Origin of the sequence: Tardiphaga sp. vice304, assembly GCF_007018905.1 — a bacterium.
Classification (GTDB): domain Bacteria; phylum Pseudomonadota; class Alphaproteobacteria; order Rhizobiales; family Xanthobacteraceae; genus Tardiphaga.
Genome location: NZ_CP041402.1, coordinates 3362865 through 3378338 on the forward strand (window position 1 = coordinate 3362865; position 15474 = coordinate 3378338).

A 15474-nucleotide genomic window follows, 5' to 3' on the forward strand; every position below is an offset into this window, starting at 1 on the left:
CTCTTGCATATCATTCGCGGCTGACACCTGGGATCAGCCGCAGCGAGAGCATCAGATGCACACCACAAGCCGACGACAGTTCATTCGCCTCACCGCCACCGCGGCGGCACTGTCCACCACCAGCATCAAGGCCTTCGCCGCCGATCGCACCATCAAGATCGGCACGCTCAAGCTGATCCACGGCATCACGCCTTACTTCTATGAGAAGTTTGCGCCGGCCGGCGTCAAGATCGAAGTGATCCCGTTCGAAACACCGACCGACGGCAAGAACGCAGTGGCGACGGGTACCGTCGATTTCGGCATCTTCGGCCTCGCGGCTGCGACGCTCGGCGGCGCCAATGGCGAGCCGGTCGTGGTCATCGCCGCCGCCTGCAATCGTGGCATGGCCGTGGTCGCCAGCAAGGCGTCGGGCATCACCACGATCAAGGAATTGAAGGGCAAGAAGGTCGCGATCCTGCCGGGCTCGACCCAGGAGGTGGTGATCCTCGATCGGCTCGCGGCAGAGGGCATGACAGTCAAGGACGTCGAAGCGATCCGGCTGTCATTCAGCGACATGGCGCCGGCGCTGGCCCGCGGCGACATCGACGCCTATGTCGGCGCAGAGCCCGGCCCCGGCATCAGCCTCGCCAACGGCGTCGGCGTGATCGTCGAATATCCCTATTCGACGCCGACCGGCTCGCTGAACATGGTGCTCGCAACCGGCCGCGCGCAAATCGAGAAGGACCCGGAACTGGTCAAGACGCTGCTCAAGATCCATCGCCAGGCCACCGAATACGCGATGAAAGACCTCGAGGCGTTCGTGGCCGTCGCGATGCAGAAGCTCGGCCAGCAGAAGCCGTCGATCGAGCAGGCCGCCCCCAATGTCGAACTGACCTGGAAGATCGACGACCAGTTCCTGAAGCAGGCCAATTATTACGGCAGCCAGATGCTCGCCAAGAAGCAGATCCGCCAATTGCCGGACTACAAGACCTTCATCGACCCAAGCTTCGTACAGGCACTGGCCGCGACGTGACGTTGCAATCCGCGGTCGACGATCTGCCCGAGGCGAACGTCGTAGTGTCACCCGCACCGCTTCCCGTCGTCCGCGGGCGCATCGCACAGCGGCTGCGCACGATCGGCCTCGCATGGATCGTGCCGGTCTGCCTGCTGCTGTTCTGGGACGCGATGGTGCGCTGGACCGGGACGCGGCTGGTGCCGTCGCCCTGGGGCGTGGCCGTGATGATGTGGGATTTCGCCTTCGGCGGAATCTATGACGACGCCTACAGCGCCAGCCTGCCGATCCACTTCTGGAAGAGCGTGCAGCGTGTCTATGGCGGCTTTCTGTGCGCGGCGGCGCTCGGCATTCCGCTCGGCCTGATGATCGGCCGCATTCCTTTGCTGCGCGCGCTGCTCGATCCGACGCTGTCGCTGCTGCGGCCGATCCCGGTGACGGCGTGGCTGCCGCTGTCGATGATCTTCTTCGGCCTGGGTCCGCGCTCCGCGGTATTCCTGGTGTTTCTCGGCGCGTTCTATCCGATCCTGCTCAACACCGTGTTCGGCGTGAAGTCGGTCGATATCAGGTTGTTCGAAGCCGCCGAAATGCTCGGCTGCAGCGGATCGAAACTGTTTCGCGCCGTCGTGCTGCCGGCGGCGCTGCCCAGCATCTTCAACGGGCTGCGGCTCGGCGCCAGCTTTGCCTGGATCCTGATCGTGGTCGGCGAGATGACCGGCGTGCCCGAAGGGCTCGGCGCCGTCATCATGGACGGCCGTACGCTGTCGCGCACCGATCTCGTCATCACCGGCATGATCATCATCGGCGTCACCGGCTATGTATCGGACCGCATCCTGCTGGCCCTCAGCCATTACTTCCTACGCTGGAGCCCTCAGCATGGCTGATCAACCGACCATCCTCGACATCTCCGCGGTGCAGAAATTCTACCAGTCGTCGGGCGGCCCGGTGGAAGCGCTGCGCGGGGTCAATCTCACCATCCGCAAAGGCGAGTTCATCTGCCTGCTCGGCGCCTCTGGCTGCGGCAAGTCCACGCTGCTGCGCATCATCGCCGGTTTCGAGAAGGCGACGCATGGTTCAGTCGCGATGTACGGTTTTCCGGTCGACAAGCCCGGACCGGAACGCGGCATGGTGTTCCAGGACTACGCGCTGTTTCCGTGGCTGACGGTGCGCGACAATATCGGCTTCGGGCCGAAGCAGCGCGGCATCGCCTCGAAGATCGTGGCGCAACTGACCGACAAATTCATGGCGATGGTCGGGCTCACGGCCTTCGCCGATCGCTATCCGCACGAACTGTCCGGCGGCATGAAGCAGCGCGTCGCGATTGCGCGCGTGCTCACCAACGACACCGACATCCTCCTGATGGACGAGCCGTTCGGCGCCCTCGACGCGTTGACCCGCAGCAAGCTGCAGGAAGAACTGGTCGAGATCTGGCGGACGACCGGGCTGACGGTGATTTTCGTCACCCATTCGGTGGAGGAGGCGGTTCTGCTCGCCGATCGCGTGGTGGTGATGACCGCGGGCCCCGGCCGGATCGATTGCGAGATCGACATCGACCTGCCGCGCCCGCGCGATGTCGCATCAGTGGAGTTCAACACGCTGCGCCGTGACGTCACGCGAAAACTGACCAGCCATCTTGCGCGCAGCGTCCCGGCGATGGCGACGGCTGACTCCTGAAAAATACTGCCAAATAGAATGCTCGCAGGCGCCCGTGAGAGAGTATTTTTGCCTGCGCACGCCTGCGTCGGCAGGGTCGGCATCGCTATTTCGCGGAGCCTCTTGCATCAAGCCCAGTTCGGCATTTCCTTAGTCGCACGATGAAGCGCTGGAGAGGCATGATGCGCGAACTGTCCGCGGAAACCCGTATGTATAGCCAACTCCGCGCGCAGCCGCGGCGCTCAGCGAGGCGATTTGCGACCTTCTGCTTCTATAGCGCGTTCGCTTTGCTCGTCGCCATCGTGTTCGGCACGTTGTCGGTGCGCCCGTTCTGACGCGTTCGGAACGACCTCTTTTCGAGAATGGACTTCGAGTGAATCTGAGCATCAGGCGCCAGCCGGAAACGGCCGACGATGCAGCCTCGTCGATTGAACGTGCGCAACAGCTCGCACCGGGCTTCGCCGAGCGCGCGCCGCTGCATGACCGCGCCGCGAGTTTTCCGTTTGAGAACTTTCAGGAGCTATCGGATGCCGGCCTGCTGGCGCTGACGGTACCGTTCGTGCTGGGCGGCGGCGGCGTCGGCGTCCGCGAGGCGGCGCAGGTGGTCAACATCGTCGCCCAGGCCGACGCCGCGACCGGCCTCGTGCTGGCGATGCATTACATCCATCATCTGGTGATCGCGGACAGCGAGCGCTGGCCCACGCATCTGGCGCGCAAGCTGGCGAAAGAAACGATCGACGGGCTCGCGCTGGTCAATGCGCTGCGCGTGGAGCCGGAGCAGGGCTCGCCTTCGCGCGGCGGTCTGCCGGCAACGACGGCGACGCGTACCGCGACCGGCTGGCGCCTCAACGGGCGCAAGATCTATTCGACCGGCGCGCCGATTCTGAAATGGTACACGGTGTGGGCCAAGACTGACGAGCCGGAGCTGCGTGTCGGCATGTTCCTGGTGCCCGCCGGCCTGCCGGGCACGACGATCAATGAGACCTGGGATCATCTCGGCCTGCGCGCCTCGGGGAGCCACGACGTCGTGTTCGACGACGTGGTATTTCCGCTCGATCATGAGATCGATGTGCGAAAGCCGTCGGAGTGGGGCGGACCGGACCTGACGCAGGCGACCCTACAGGCGGTGCTGGTCGGCGCCGTCTATGACGGCGTGGCGCGCGCCGCGCGCGACTGGGTCGTGCAGTTCCTGCAGCCGTCGAGGAAGCCCTGTCGCTGACCAGCAATCACGGCCTCAGCCGAACCAATCCGCTCGAGCGGCATTTCCGTGATGTGATGTGCGGTCGCGTCCACACCCCGCAGGACGACGCCACGCGCCTCGGCGCCGGCCGCCTTGCCCTCGGCCTGTAATTCAACCCATCAAGGGAGACAACCCATGTCCATCGAATTTATCGGCTTCATCACCAACAACGATTCTTCCGAGACGCGCGTGCGCTCCGGCCCGGTGCTCGATCCCGGCTACATCGAGACCGTTGCCAAGGCACATGAGCTCGCCGGTTTCGACCGCGCGCTGCTGGCGTTTCATTCGATCACGCCGGACGGCCTGCAGGTTGCGCAGCACGCGCTGGGCGTCACCGAGCGGCTGAACATGATGATCGCGCAGCGGCCGGGCTTCACCTCGCCGACGCTGCTGGCGCGCCAGCTCGCCGTCATCGACCAGCTCTCCAAGGGCCGCGTGTCGCTGCACGTCATCACCGGCGGCAATGCCACCGAGCTGCGCCAGGACGGCAATACGCTCGACGACAAGGATGAGCGCTACGCCCGCACCGACGAGTGGCTCGACGTCATCAAGCAGGAATGGACCAGCGAGAAGCCGTTCACCTACATGGGCAAGTACTACCAGGTCGAGAATGGCTTTGCGCAGGTCAAGCCGTATAGCCCGATCCACATCTTCGTCGGCGGCGCGTCTGACGCCGCGATCGAGGTCGCCGGCAAGCACGCCGACAGCTTTGCGCTGTGGGGCGAATCCTACGCCCAGGTCCGCGACGTCACTTCGCGCGTCCGCGCTGCGGCAGCCAGGCACGGCCGGCCGCCGCCGCGCTTCAGCCTGTCGGTGCGGCCGATCATCGCCGATACCGAGGAGAAGGCCTGGGCCAAGGCCGATGACATTTTGCCCCGCGCGACCGCGCTGCAGGACAAGACCGGCTATCGCAAGCCGGCCGACGGCCATGCCACCGCTGGCGCGAAGCGGCTGCTGGCGCTGGCGGAGCAGGGCACCCGCATCGACAAGCGGTTGTGGACCGAGATGGCTGCGCTGACCGGCGCCAACTCAAACACCACGGCGCTGGTCGGCACGCCCGAGCAGGTCGCAGAAGTGTTCGGCGACTATTACGATCTCGGCGTCAGCCATTTCCTGATCCGCGGCTTCGATCCCCTGATCGACGCCATCGACTACGGTCGTGATCTCATTCCCCGTACCCGCGAACTGATCGCGGGTCGCGGTGCTCCCAAGGAAGTTGCAGCCTGATGAAAAAACTTATCCTCGTCGCAGCAATGCTTGCGGCATCGCTGTCCTCCGCCCGTGCCGAAACCACGCTGATCGTCGGCGACCAGAAGGGCAATTCGCGCGCCGTGATGGAAGCCTCCGGAGTCCTAAAGGATATGCCGTACAAGATCGAGTGGAAGGAGTTTGCCGCGGCAGCGCCGTTGCTCGAGGCACTCGGCGCCGGTGCAATCGAGACCGGGCTGGTCGGCGACGCGCCGTTTACCTTCGCAGCGGCCGCCAACGTGCCCGTCAAGGCGATCGGCGCGATCCGGCAGACACAGGACGGTCTGGCGGTGCTGGTGCCGAAAGAGTCTGCGATAAAGAGTTTTGACGAGTTGAAGGGCAAGAAGATCGCGACCGGCCGCGGCTCGATCGGACATCAGCTCATTCTCGCTGCGCTGGAGTCGAGGGGCTGGACGCCTGCCGACATTCAGCTCGTATTTCTCGCGCCCGCCGACGCCAAGGTCGCTTACAGCCGCGGCTCGGTCGATGCGTGGTCGACCTGGGAGCCCTATGTCAGCCAGGAGGAGGTGCTGTTCCAATCGCGCCGCATCCTGACGGCAGAAGGCCTGACCTCCGGACTCAGCCTGCAGGTCGCGACACCAACCGCGATCAAGGACAAGCGGCCGGAGTTGGAAGACTATCTGCAGCGGCTCACCAAGGCGCGCGCCTGGGCTCTCAGCAACGGGCAGAGCTATTCGGAGACCTGGGGCAAGCTGATGAACGTGGCGCCGTCGGTGCCGCTGAACTGGCTCACGCGTGCAAAAATCCGTATCGCACCGATCGATGATGGCGTGGTGGCGGACGAGCAGAAGACGATCGACCTCTATCTGCGCGCCGGGCTGATCACGCAGAAGCTCGATGCCGCGACGTTGGTCGATAGATCGTTCAGCGACGCGATCGGCAAGGGCGCTGGGTTGTAGCAGCGAACTCTGTCGTTCCGGGGCGCGAGCGCATCAGCGCGAGCGAACCCGGAACCTCGACATGTTCAACACATCTGGATTCCCCGCCACTCCAATTGGAGTGGCTTAGGTTCGCGTTCGGCTTACGCCGCCCGCGCCCCGGAATGACAGCCTTGGCTCGGAATTATCCCATCCGTAAATCCACGTATGGCCTGTCTCTCCTCGTCGGCACAGGATCGCCGCCGAACGGAGACAGTATCACGCATCACGGCGATATTTCATCCAGCAAGGACGCGGTCGGCGTCGCCGTCGTGAACTACAAGATGCCGCGGCTGCATACCAAGGCCGAGGTGCTGGCCAACGCGCACAAGATCGCCGACATGATCGTCGGCATGAAGTCCGGACTGCCCGGCATGGACTTGGTGATCTTCCCGGAATATTCGACGCAGGGCATCATGGACGACTCCGCGGAGATGTACGAGACGGCTTCACAGGTCCCGGGCGAGGAGATCGACATCTTCGCAGTCGCCTGCCGCAAGGCGAAAGTGTGGGGCGTGTTCTCGCTGACCGGCGAGCGGCATGAACAATATCCCAACAAGGCGCCGTACAACACGCTGATCCTGATGAACGATCAGGGCGAGATCGTGCAGAAATATCGCAAGATCATGCCGTGGGTGCCGATCGAGGGCTGGTATCCCGGCAACTGCACCTATGTGTCGGAAGGCCCAAAAGGCCTGAAGGTCTCGCTGATCATCTGCGACGACGGCAACTATCCCGAGATCTGGCGCGACTGCGCGCTGAAGGGCGCCGAACTGATCGTGCGCTGCCAGGGCCACATGTATCCGGCCAAGGACCAGCATGTGCTGATGGCCAAGGCGATGGCCTGGGCGAACAACGTCTATGTCGCCGTTGCCAACGCTTCCGGATTCGACGGCGTCTACTCGTATTTCGGCCACTCCGCGATCATCGGCTTCGACGGCCGCACGCTCGGCGAATGCGGCGAGGAGGATTACGGCATCCAGTATGCGGCGCTGTCGAAATCGCTGATCCGCGATGCGCGGCGCACCGGACAATCGGAGAACCATCTGTTCAAGCTGCTGCACCGCGGCTACACCGGCACCATCAATTCCGGCGAGAGCAACAAGTGCGTCTCGGGCTGCCCGTTCGATTTCTATTCGACCTGGGTCAACGATCCCGAAAAGGCCCGCGACAATGTCGAGGCCTTCACCCGCACCACGGTCGGCGTCGAGGAATGCCCGATCGAGGGATTGCCGCACGAGGGCATGCTGAACGATCGCTGAGGCACGGGCGTCACGCGCAATGTTCGGCGATGAAATCTCGGAAGCGCGGGTCGCCGACATGGGCGATGTTGACACGCATGGCTGGCGGTGATGACGACCCGTCCGGATTGAAGGCGGAGCCGGGCGCCAGCAGGATGCTCTGCTCGGCGGCGATGCGCGATAGCTGCGTGTCGTTGATGTGCTCGGGCAATCCGCACCACATGTAAAATCCGCCGCGCGGCTGGCCGAACACCGGCAGGCCGATCTGCTGCAAGGTGTCAAATGCCTGGCGCGTGGCTTCCTCGATCCGTCCGGTGAGGCGCTTCAGATGGCCGCGGTAGCGCCCGCTGGTGATCAGATCGAAAATGATCTGCTCGACATAGCCGGAAGAGTTGGCACGCGTGATCATCTTGAGATCAGCGAGCTGGCCGATCACGTCGGTATTGCCCGCGATGTAGCCGGAGCGCAGGCTGGCTGACAGGGTTTTCGCGAAGGTGCCGACATAGGTCACGCGGTCGAGCTGGTCGAGCGCCGCCAGCCGCGGCGTCGCATTCGCCAGCACGTCGGCGAACGGATCGGATTCCACGATCCGCAAGTTCAGTTCGCTGGCGGTTCGCAACACGCGGTACGCCACGGGCAGGGTGATCGAGCAGCCCGTCGGATTCTGCGCCAGCGACTGCGTGAAGAAGATTTTGGCGCCTGATGCCGCAGCCTTGGCGGCGAGATCGTCGGGATCGGGACCGTCGACCGTGCGGCGGACGCCGATCAGCTGCGCCTTCGCCAGCCGCAGCTTGCCGAACAGCGGATAGTAGCCGGGGCTGTCGACCAGTACGGCGTCGCCCGGCTCGACGAACTGGCGCACGATCATGTCGAGCGCGTCGTTGGCACCCTGGGTCAACAACACCTGCGCCGGCGCAGCCGCGATCGAGCGCTCGGTCAGGAAGCCCGCGATACGTTCGCGCAGCGCCAGCAGGCCGTAGGGACTGCCATAGCTCTCGGGCAGGGTGCGCTGGCCGGGCCGGCTCACCGGCCGCAACTGGCCGATCTCGGCGCCCTCCATCCAGGCCGGAGGCGGCCGGCCATCGCCGACGCGAACCTCGTAGCGCTTCTCGAGCTGTTCGCGCAGCAGCCAGACGCTGTCGACCGCGTCGATGCGCGCAGGCTCAGGCGTCTGCGTGCCCTTCGTCCGGTTCAGCGACACGTAGAAGCCGGAGCCGGGGCGGCTCTCGATCTGGCCGGCGGCAACCAGACGATCATAGGCATCGACGATGGTGTTCTTGGAGGCCGCGAAGGCGAGTGCCGCGTGGCGCGTCGAGGGCAGGCGTTCGCCGGGCCGGATCAGCCCCCGCTCGATGCGGGAAATGACCTCGTCCACGATGGTTTCGACCCGCGAGCGGCTGTTCCCCCGGTCAGGCTGCTGAACTGTACCCATTGCACCGATGGTACGGACCTTAGCCAAATAGTGCAAAGCGTTCCTTGCGGCGTACCCCTCTCACCGTACAGTTTCCGCAACCGAAAAGCCCCCAGAGGCATCGGACCGGAGACGCTTGATGACCATCCCCCAGCACGGCCACAACCGCTCGTCGCGGATCGGCGGCTTTCACCGCAAGTCGCCGCAGGAGCGCCTCGACCTCGTGGCCGCCTTCGCCGGGCTCGACGACGCGACCACGCGGCATCTCGCCGACATGGGCAACCTGCCGGTGCCATTGGCGGACAAGATGATCGAGAACGTCATCGCCACGATGAACATTCCCATCGGCATTGCCACGAATGTGAAGATCGACGGCGAAGACGTTCTGATCCCGATGGCGACCGAGGAATCCTCCGTCGTCGCCGCCGTCTGCAACGCGTCGCGCCAGACTTACGATCAGGGATTCACGACCTCGGTGTCGGGGACGCTGATGATCGCGCAGGTGCAGGCGGTCGATGTGCCCGATCCGCACGCCGCGCGGCTGCGGCTGCTGGAACGGCGCGACGAGATCCGCGCGATCTGCGACGGCTGTGATCCGCTGCTGGTGAAGCTCGGCGGCGGCTTTCGCGATGTCGAGGTGCGCATCCTCGATACGCTGGGCGGCACCATGCTGATCACCCACCTGATCGTCGATACCCGCGACGCGATGGGCGCCAACGCCGTCAACACTATGGCCGAGAAGATCGCGCCGCACATCGCCGGCTGGACCGGCGGCCGGGTGTTCCTGCGCATCCTCTCCAATCTCGCCGACCGGCGGCTGGCGCGCGCGCATGCGGTGTGGAAGCTCGATGAGATCGGCGGCGCAAGCGTGCGCGACGGCATCCTCAGCGCCTACCACTTTGCCGCCGCCGATCCCTATCGCGCGGCCACCCATAACAAGGGCATCATGAACGGCATCAGCGCCGTCGTGCTGGCGACCGGCAACGACACACGCGCGGTCGAGGCGGGGGCGCACGCCTATGCCGCCCGCGACGGCCGTTACACCAGCCTGACGCGCTACGAGATCAACAAGGACGGCGATCTCAGCGGCTCGATAGAACTGCCGCTCGCGGTCGGCCTGATCGGCGGCGCGACCAAGATCCATCCAACCGCCCAGGCCTGCCTGAAAATCCTCGGCGTCACCACCGCGGAACGGCTGGCCCGGATCATCGCAGCGGTTGGCCTGGCGCAGAATTTCTCGGCGTTGAAGGCGCTGGCCACGGTCGGCATTCAGTCCGGCCACATGGCGCTGCATGCGCAGAACGTCGCGATCATGGCCGGCGGCGTCGGCGACGAAGTCGATGCGGTCGCCAGGGTGCTGGTCGAGCAGAAGACCGTTCGCATCGACGTGGCGCAGGAAGTTCTGAGCAAGATGCGGGGCTAGCCGTACGACGACACCAACGAACAACAAAACGACCATTGGGAGGATACCAGATGAACAAGATGAAAATGTTGCTGCTCGCCGGCACGGCCGCCGTGCTGACGTCGCTATCACCAGCCAGCGCGGAGATTCCGAACAAGACGATCAAGCTCGGCGTGCTGACCGACCTCAGCGGTTTTGCCGCGGACTCGACCGGCCCCGGTTCCGTCGTCGCAGCGAAACTTGCGATCGAGGATTTCAAGGCCGAGAAGCCGGACCTCAAGGTCGAGTTGATGCAGGCGGATCACCAGAACAAGGCCGACATCGGCGCATCGCTGGCGAAGCGCTGGATCGACATCGACAAGATCGATGTCATTCTCGACGTGCCGTTCTCGTCGGTCGCGCTGGCCGTGCAGGAAGTGGTGCGCGGCAGCAAGACGGCCTTCGTGGCGTCGGGGCCGGGCACTTCGCTTCTGACCGGCGAGAAGTGCTCGCCGAACACCGTGCACTGGACCTACGACACCTGGGCGCTGGCGCATGGCACCGCGCTGGCGCTGCTGCGCGCCAAGAAGGACACCTGGTTCTTCGTCACCGCCGACTATGCGTTCGGCCACGCGCTGGAGAAGGACGCCTCCGACGTCATCAAGTCGGAGAACGGCAAAATTCTGGGCGCCGTTCGGCATCCGACGGGCACGTCCGACTTCTCGTCCTTCCTGCTGCAGGCGCAGTCGAGCAAGGCGAAGATCGTGGCCTTCGCCAATGCGGTCGGCGACACCGTCAACTCGGTCAAGACGGCGTCGGAATTCGGCCTGCAGGCCGGCGGCCAGGAATTGGCGGCTTTGCTGATGCAGCTCAGCGACGTCAACGCGATCGGCCTGAAGGATGCCAAGGGACTGTATCTGACCGAAGGCTTCTATTGGGACACCGACGAGGGTACCCGCAAGTTTGCCGATCGTTTCGCGGCTCAGATGAACGGCCGGCGTCCGACCGCCAATCAGGCCGGCGTCTATGCCGGCACGCTGCATTACCTGCGCGCTGCTGCGGCGGCCGATTCATCGGACGGGCAGGCGGTGGTCGCCAAGATGAAGGAACTGCCGTCGAAAGATCCGCTGTTCGGCGAGGGCAAGGTCCGCGCCGACGGCCGCCACATCCACAACATGTATCTGTTCCAGGTCAAGACGCCGCAGGAATCCAAGGCGCCGTGGGACTTCTACAAGCTGATCGAGACCATCCCGGCCGCCGAAGCGTTCCGCCCCATCGAGCAGGGCAACTGTGCGATGGCGATGAAGTAGCGCTTGTTTCCCTCGCCCCGCTCTTTGTTCAGCCCGGAGACATAGCTGACGCCTGTTCGGATACATCACTGACACTTTTGCTGCCGGTCAAGTCGATTTCGCCGACTTGCCGGCTTCCGAAGAACACACCGTAGTGGCCGTCGCGGTCCTTAGGGCGGATTGCCAAGCGCTCGCCGCGGAAGGCTTTTGGCACGCGCCAAGGCCTGTTCCTGAAACTGATGCACCGATCGTCGGAGACGCGGCGGACGATCTCGCCGTCGGCGTATTCGATCTCGGCCGGCTTGTCCGGCATCGGTCGCGCACTGGGCTTGTAGCGCGAGGCGGGAACGTCCATGTCGAGCGCCTCATGAGGGCGTTGGCAGTTGTAGACGGTGCGCCAGGCATCGCAGGCACGCTGAACCTCCAGCAGGTTGCGGAAGCGCCGCAGGGCGAACACCTCGGCCTTGAGCGTGCGGTGGAAACGTTCGTTCTTGCCGCGGCTTTGCGGATGATAGGGCCTAGCATAGATCATATCGACGCCGAGCCGCAGCAGCCAGACCCGCAGGGCTGTCCAGCGTGAGCCGCCGCTGTCACCCCATGGCGAGCCGTTGTCGACGAACAGCGCATCCGGCATGCCGTAGCGGCGGAAGGTGCAGGTCAGGTGCTGCTGCACCGTTGTGCTTTGTTCGTTGGCGCAAGCGCCGATGCACAGCGAATAGCGCGAGTGGTCGTCGATCACGGTCAGCGGATGGCTCGCCGAGCCGTTCTCCAGTGGCATGCGGCCTTTGAAGTCCATCTGCCACAGCTGGTTCGGCGCCTCCTTCTCGAACCGCCCGAGCAACTGTGCCCGCCCACCCGGCGGCGGGATGATGCGGCCGTTGCGGGACAGGATCGCATGCACGGTGGAAGTTGCCGGCGGCGACACGCCGGCGCGTTACAGGCAGGATGCGATCTTGCGCGCGCCCCACGCGGGATGGGCATCGCGCACGGCCAGCACCTGCGCCTCGATCGCCGCATCGCTGCGTCGCGGACTGACATGCGGCCGCCGCGACCGATCGGCGAACTCCGCATCGCCGGCCTTAGCCCGCTCCATCCACTTGTAGCCGGTGTCCGGGCTGATCCCAAACCGCCGGCACAACTCCCGCCGGTTGACGCCCTCCTGCCTCGCCAAAAGGGCAAACTCGCGCCGCTGATCCATCACCGACACCTCTCGCCATGGCATGGAAGCCTCCTGAAAAAGGGCATTCCAGCCAGTATGGATGTGTCAGCTATGTCTCCGAACACCTGTCAGGGATCTGTCCGGGCTGAACATCTTGCGGGGAGAGGGTGGCTCGAAGGACCGCACGTCATTCGAGACGGGTGAGGGGCAACTAAGTGTTTCACTCGCAAGTGCCCCTCACCCCAGCCCTCTCCCCGCAAGGGCGGGGCGAGGGAGCGCGACGCAGGCGCGTCGTAGTGAGATAAGTTAGCCCGCCACCTTGAACGGCTTGACGTCGATCCCCGCTTCCTTCAGCTCGGCGCGAATGCGTTGCGCAATCTCGACGGCGCCGGGCGTGTCGCCGTGGATGCAGACCGTGTCAGAGCGCAGCTTGATCACCTTGCCAGTGATCGCTGCCACCGCGCCGTCCTGCACCATCTTCACGACGCGCTCGGCAATCAGAGCGGGATCGTGCAGCACCGCGCCCGGCTTCTTGCGCGACACTAGCGTGGAATCCTCGTTGTAGGCGCGGTCGGCGAATACTTCGTGGACCATCGGCAGGTTGGCGGCTTCGCCGGCATCGACGAGTTTCGAATTCGCCAGCACGACGAAAACGAGGTTGCGGTCGACCGCCTTGATCGCGGAGGCGATCGCGCGCGCGGTCATGTCGTCCTCGCAGGCGACGTTGGACAGCGCGCCATGCGCCTTCACATGGGTGACCTTGTAGCCCTCAAGCGCGGCAACCGATTGCAGCGCGCCGATCTGATAGGCCACCAGATTCTCGATCTCGTTTGCGGTGAGCCCGGCGATCGGACGGCGGCCAAAACCGTGCAGGTCGCGGTAACCGGGATGTGCGCCGATCGAGACGTTGCGCGCTTTTGCAAGCTGCACGGTCTTGCGCATGGTGTCGGCGTCACCGGCGTGAAAACCGCAGGCGATGTTGACCGAGGTGGCCAGTTCGATCATGGCGGCGTCGTTGCCCATCTCCCAGGCGCCAAAGCCCTCGCCGAGATCGCAGTTGAGATCAATGTTCATGGTCATGCTCATCGTTGCGGGAAGGGAACTAGTCTTGCGCTATCGGCTGGCTCTGCCAGGTCCAGGCGTCCGTCGCGCTGATCGCGGCGCCTGCGACATTGGTGGAATGCAGCGCCTCGATGTCGATCGTCAAATTATCGGCGTCGTGGACGCGGCCGGGCAGGCTTTGCAGCAGTTGAGCAAAGGCGCGGTATTCGGCTTGCGCCTCGGCCATCGTGACAGCCTTGAAACGAAAACCGCGGCCGGGCTGGGTCTGGCCGAAGCGGCCGAGATCGGCAGAAATCACGGTAGCGATTTTTGGATAGCCACCCGACGTGCCGCGATCCGGCATCAGCACGATCGGCGTGCCGGCGCCCGGCACTTGGATCGAGCCGTTGACGGTGCCATCGGAGACGATGTTGTGGCCATGCAGATGCCTGACGGCGGGGCCTTCGAGCCGATAGCCCATCCGGTCAGACATCGCCGAGATCTTCCACTCGCTGTTCAGGAACAGGTCCTTGTCGTCGCCGAACTCGTCATCCTGCGGGCCCATCACGACGCGGATCGGGCCGTCGGCCGGCGCCGGCAGATCGATGCGCTTCTCGCTGGCGCTGCGGGCGGCCGTCACCTGCAATTCGTCGCCGGCCTGCAATGGTCGCGGATAGGGGCTGCCGAGCCCGGCGCGGGCGTTGACCGCAAGGCTGCCGAACATCGGTTCGCCGGTGACGCCGCCCTCGATCGCGAGATAGCCGAAGGTGCCGGCGCGCGCGACGCCGAGCGTCAGACTCTCGCCGTCGGCAAGGGTCATCGAGCTGTTCAGGGCCAGCGGCACACCGCCGACGTCGGCTGGACGGGTGGCGCCGGTCAGCGCCACGCGCACGGCACCGTCGCGCGCCGTCAGCACGGTATTGAGCGGTCCGAGTTCGATCGTGGCTGCAAACAGCGCATTGCCGACCAGCGCATTGGCGGCGGCCAACGCCAGCCGATCGACCGCGCCGGAGGGCACCAGCCCGTAGCGCTGCGCGCCGAACCGGCCGGCGTCCTGCACCGAAGTCCCGGGGCTGACCGAAGTTACGACGAGCCGGCTCATGATACGACCTCGGCGACAAACTCACCGGCCTCGGCCGCGCGTTCCTGTTCGGCGAAGGTCTTTTCATCGACGGCAATAAAGCTGATGGCGTCGCCGGGTTCGAGCAGGAAGATCGGGTCGCGCCCGAGCTGATAGGTGCGGACCGCCGTGCGGCCCAGCAGATGCCAGCCGCTGGGGCCCGCAAGACATTGCACGCCGGTCTGGATTCCGCCGATCGAGATCGTGCCGGGCGGCGTCAGCAGCCGCGGGTCCTTGCGCCGCGAGATCTGCATCGAGGCGGGCAGGCCGGAGAGATAGGACCAGCCCGGCGTGAAGCCGATCATCGCCACGCGGTAGTCGCCGCCGACATGCCGCGACACGACTTCGTCGGGCGTAATGGCGAGCGTTTTGGCAACGTCTTCGAGATCGATGCCATTGTCGCCGCCATAGGCAACCGGGATGCGCCAGCGCCGCGTTGCGGTCTGCTCGGGCAGCGGCCTGAGCGCCAGCTCGGTAAGTTGCGCGCCCAGCGCCTCGAAGTCGATCTGCAGCGGATCGTAATGCACCAGCAGCGAGCGATAGGTCGGCACCGTCTCGGTCACGCCGGCAAGGGCGGCGCCCGCGACAAGCTTGTCCAGCGCCAGCACGCGGCGGTTGGCATCCGCGTCGATGGTGCGGCTGAATTCGACGGTAATGGCGGCATCGCCAGACGGCAGGATGCGGGGCGGGGTGAGCGGGTCGGCCATGGCCTCACAACATCAGTCTCGGGACAGTGCGTGCATAGCGCGTTTTGCCGAACAG

At 64.9% G+C, this 15474-nt stretch carries 13 protein-coding genes and 2 pseudogenes; 10 read left to right on the plus strand and 5 right to left on the minus strand.

Annotated elements, in window-relative coordinates:
- Positions 1 to 55: 55 nt before the first annotated feature.
- From FNL56_RS15895 to FNL56_RS15925, 8 genes and pseudogenes are all read left to right on the plus strand, one after another.
- The gene (locus tag FNL56_RS15895; protein WP_143573911.1) at positions 56 to 1012 is read left to right on the plus strand and encodes an NrtA/SsuA/CpmA family ABC transporter substrate-binding protein; all 957 of its coding nucleotides are present in this window, start codon (positions 56 to 58) and stop codon (positions 1010 to 1012) included.
- 23 nt (positions 1013 to 1035) lie between these two features.
- Complete coding sequence (locus tag FNL56_RS15900) at positions 1036 to 1875, plus strand: ABC transporter permease (protein WP_441351300.1); 840 nt, start codon at positions 1036 to 1038, stop codon at positions 1873 to 1875.
- Positions 1868 to 2665: an ABC transporter ATP-binding protein gene (locus FNL56_RS15905; RefSeq protein WP_143573913.1), complete on the plus strand. Its 798-nt coding sequence runs from the start codon at positions 1868 to 1870 to the stop codon at positions 2663 to 2665. The genes FNL56_RS15900 and FNL56_RS15905 overlap by 8 nt, the downstream gene beginning before the upstream one ends.
- A 158-nt stretch (positions 2666 to 2823) precedes the next feature.
- Positions 2824 to 2979 (plus strand): hypothetical protein, encoded by a 156-nt coding sequence (locus FNL56_RS27735; RefSeq protein WP_168202811.1) that lies wholly within the window; start codon positions 2824 to 2826, stop codon positions 2977 to 2979.
- A 50-nt stretch (positions 2980 to 3029) separates the two neighbouring features.
- Positions 3030 to 3994, plus strand: a pseudogene (locus FNL56_RS15910) (acyl-CoA dehydrogenase family protein).
- A gap of 25 nt (positions 3995 to 4019) precedes the next feature.
- On the plus strand, positions 4020 to 5111 hold the full coding sequence (locus FNL56_RS15915) for an LLM class flavin-dependent oxidoreductase (protein WP_143577989.1): 1092 nt from the start codon (positions 4020 to 4022) through the stop codon (positions 5109 to 5111).
- Positions 5111 to 6052 carry an ABC transporter substrate-binding protein gene (locus FNL56_RS15920; protein WP_143573915.1) on the plus strand — a complete coding sequence of 314 codons (942 nt, stop codon included), beginning with the start codon at positions 5111 to 5113 and terminating at the stop codon, positions 6050 to 6052. The genes FNL56_RS15915 and FNL56_RS15920 overlap by 1 nt, the downstream gene beginning before the upstream one ends.
- 236 nt (positions 6053 to 6288) lie before the next feature.
- Positions 6289 to 7332 (plus strand): aliphatic amidase, encoded by a 1044-nt coding sequence (locus FNL56_RS15925; protein WP_246661003.1) that lies wholly within the window; start codon positions 6289 to 6291, stop codon positions 7330 to 7332.
- A gap of 10 nt (positions 7333 to 7342) precedes the next feature.
- On the opposite strand, the gene FNL56_RS15930 is transcribed toward FNL56_RS15925, so the two are convergent.
- Positions 7343 to 8686, minus strand: coding sequence for an aminotransferase-like domain-containing protein (locus tag FNL56_RS15930; protein WP_441351232.1), 1344 nt, complete (start codon positions 8684 to 8686; stop codon positions 7343 to 7345).
- 175 nt (positions 8687 to 8861) lie between these two features.
- On the opposite strand from FNL56_RS15930, the gene FNL56_RS15935 reads away from it, so the two are divergent.
- Together FNL56_RS15935 and FNL56_RS15940 are read left to right on the plus strand one after the other, a co-directional pair.
- Positions 8862 to 10145: a hydroxymethylglutaryl-CoA reductase, degradative gene (locus FNL56_RS15935; RefSeq protein WP_143573918.1), complete on the plus strand. Its 1284-nt coding sequence runs from the start codon at positions 8862 to 8864 to the stop codon at positions 10143 to 10145.
- Between the two features lie 59 nt (positions 10146 to 10204).
- Positions 10205 to 11413 carry an ABC transporter substrate-binding protein gene (locus FNL56_RS15940; protein WP_441351301.1) on the plus strand — a complete coding sequence of 403 codons (1209 nt, stop codon included), beginning with the start codon at positions 10205 to 10207 and terminating at the stop codon, positions 11411 to 11413.
- A gap of 28 nt (positions 11414 to 11441) precedes the next feature.
- Here FNL56_RS15940 and FNL56_RS15945 read toward each other — a convergent pair.
- From FNL56_RS15945 to FNL56_RS15960, 4 genes and pseudogenes are all read right to left on the minus strand, one after another.
- Positions 11442 to 12614, minus strand: a pseudogene (locus tag FNL56_RS15945) (IS481 family transposase).
- Positions 12615 to 12857: 243 nt separating this feature from the next.
- Positions 12858 to 13631 (minus strand): 5-oxoprolinase subunit PxpA, encoded by a 774-nt coding sequence (locus FNL56_RS15950; RefSeq protein WP_143573920.1) that lies wholly within the window; start codon positions 13629 to 13631, stop codon positions 12858 to 12860.
- 22 nt (positions 13632 to 13653) lie between these two features.
- Positions 13654 to 14694: a biotin-dependent carboxyltransferase family protein gene (locus FNL56_RS15955; protein ID WP_143573921.1), complete on the minus strand. Its 1041-nt coding sequence runs from the start codon at positions 14692 to 14694 to the stop codon at positions 13654 to 13656.
- Positions 14691 to 15419 (minus strand): 5-oxoprolinase subunit B family protein, encoded by a 729-nt coding sequence (locus tag FNL56_RS15960; RefSeq protein WP_143573922.1) that lies wholly within the window; start codon positions 15417 to 15419, stop codon positions 14691 to 14693. Before FNL56_RS15960 ends, FNL56_RS15955 begins: the two co-directional genes overlap by 4 nt.
- Between the last annotated feature and the right edge of the window lie 55 nt (positions 15420 to 15474).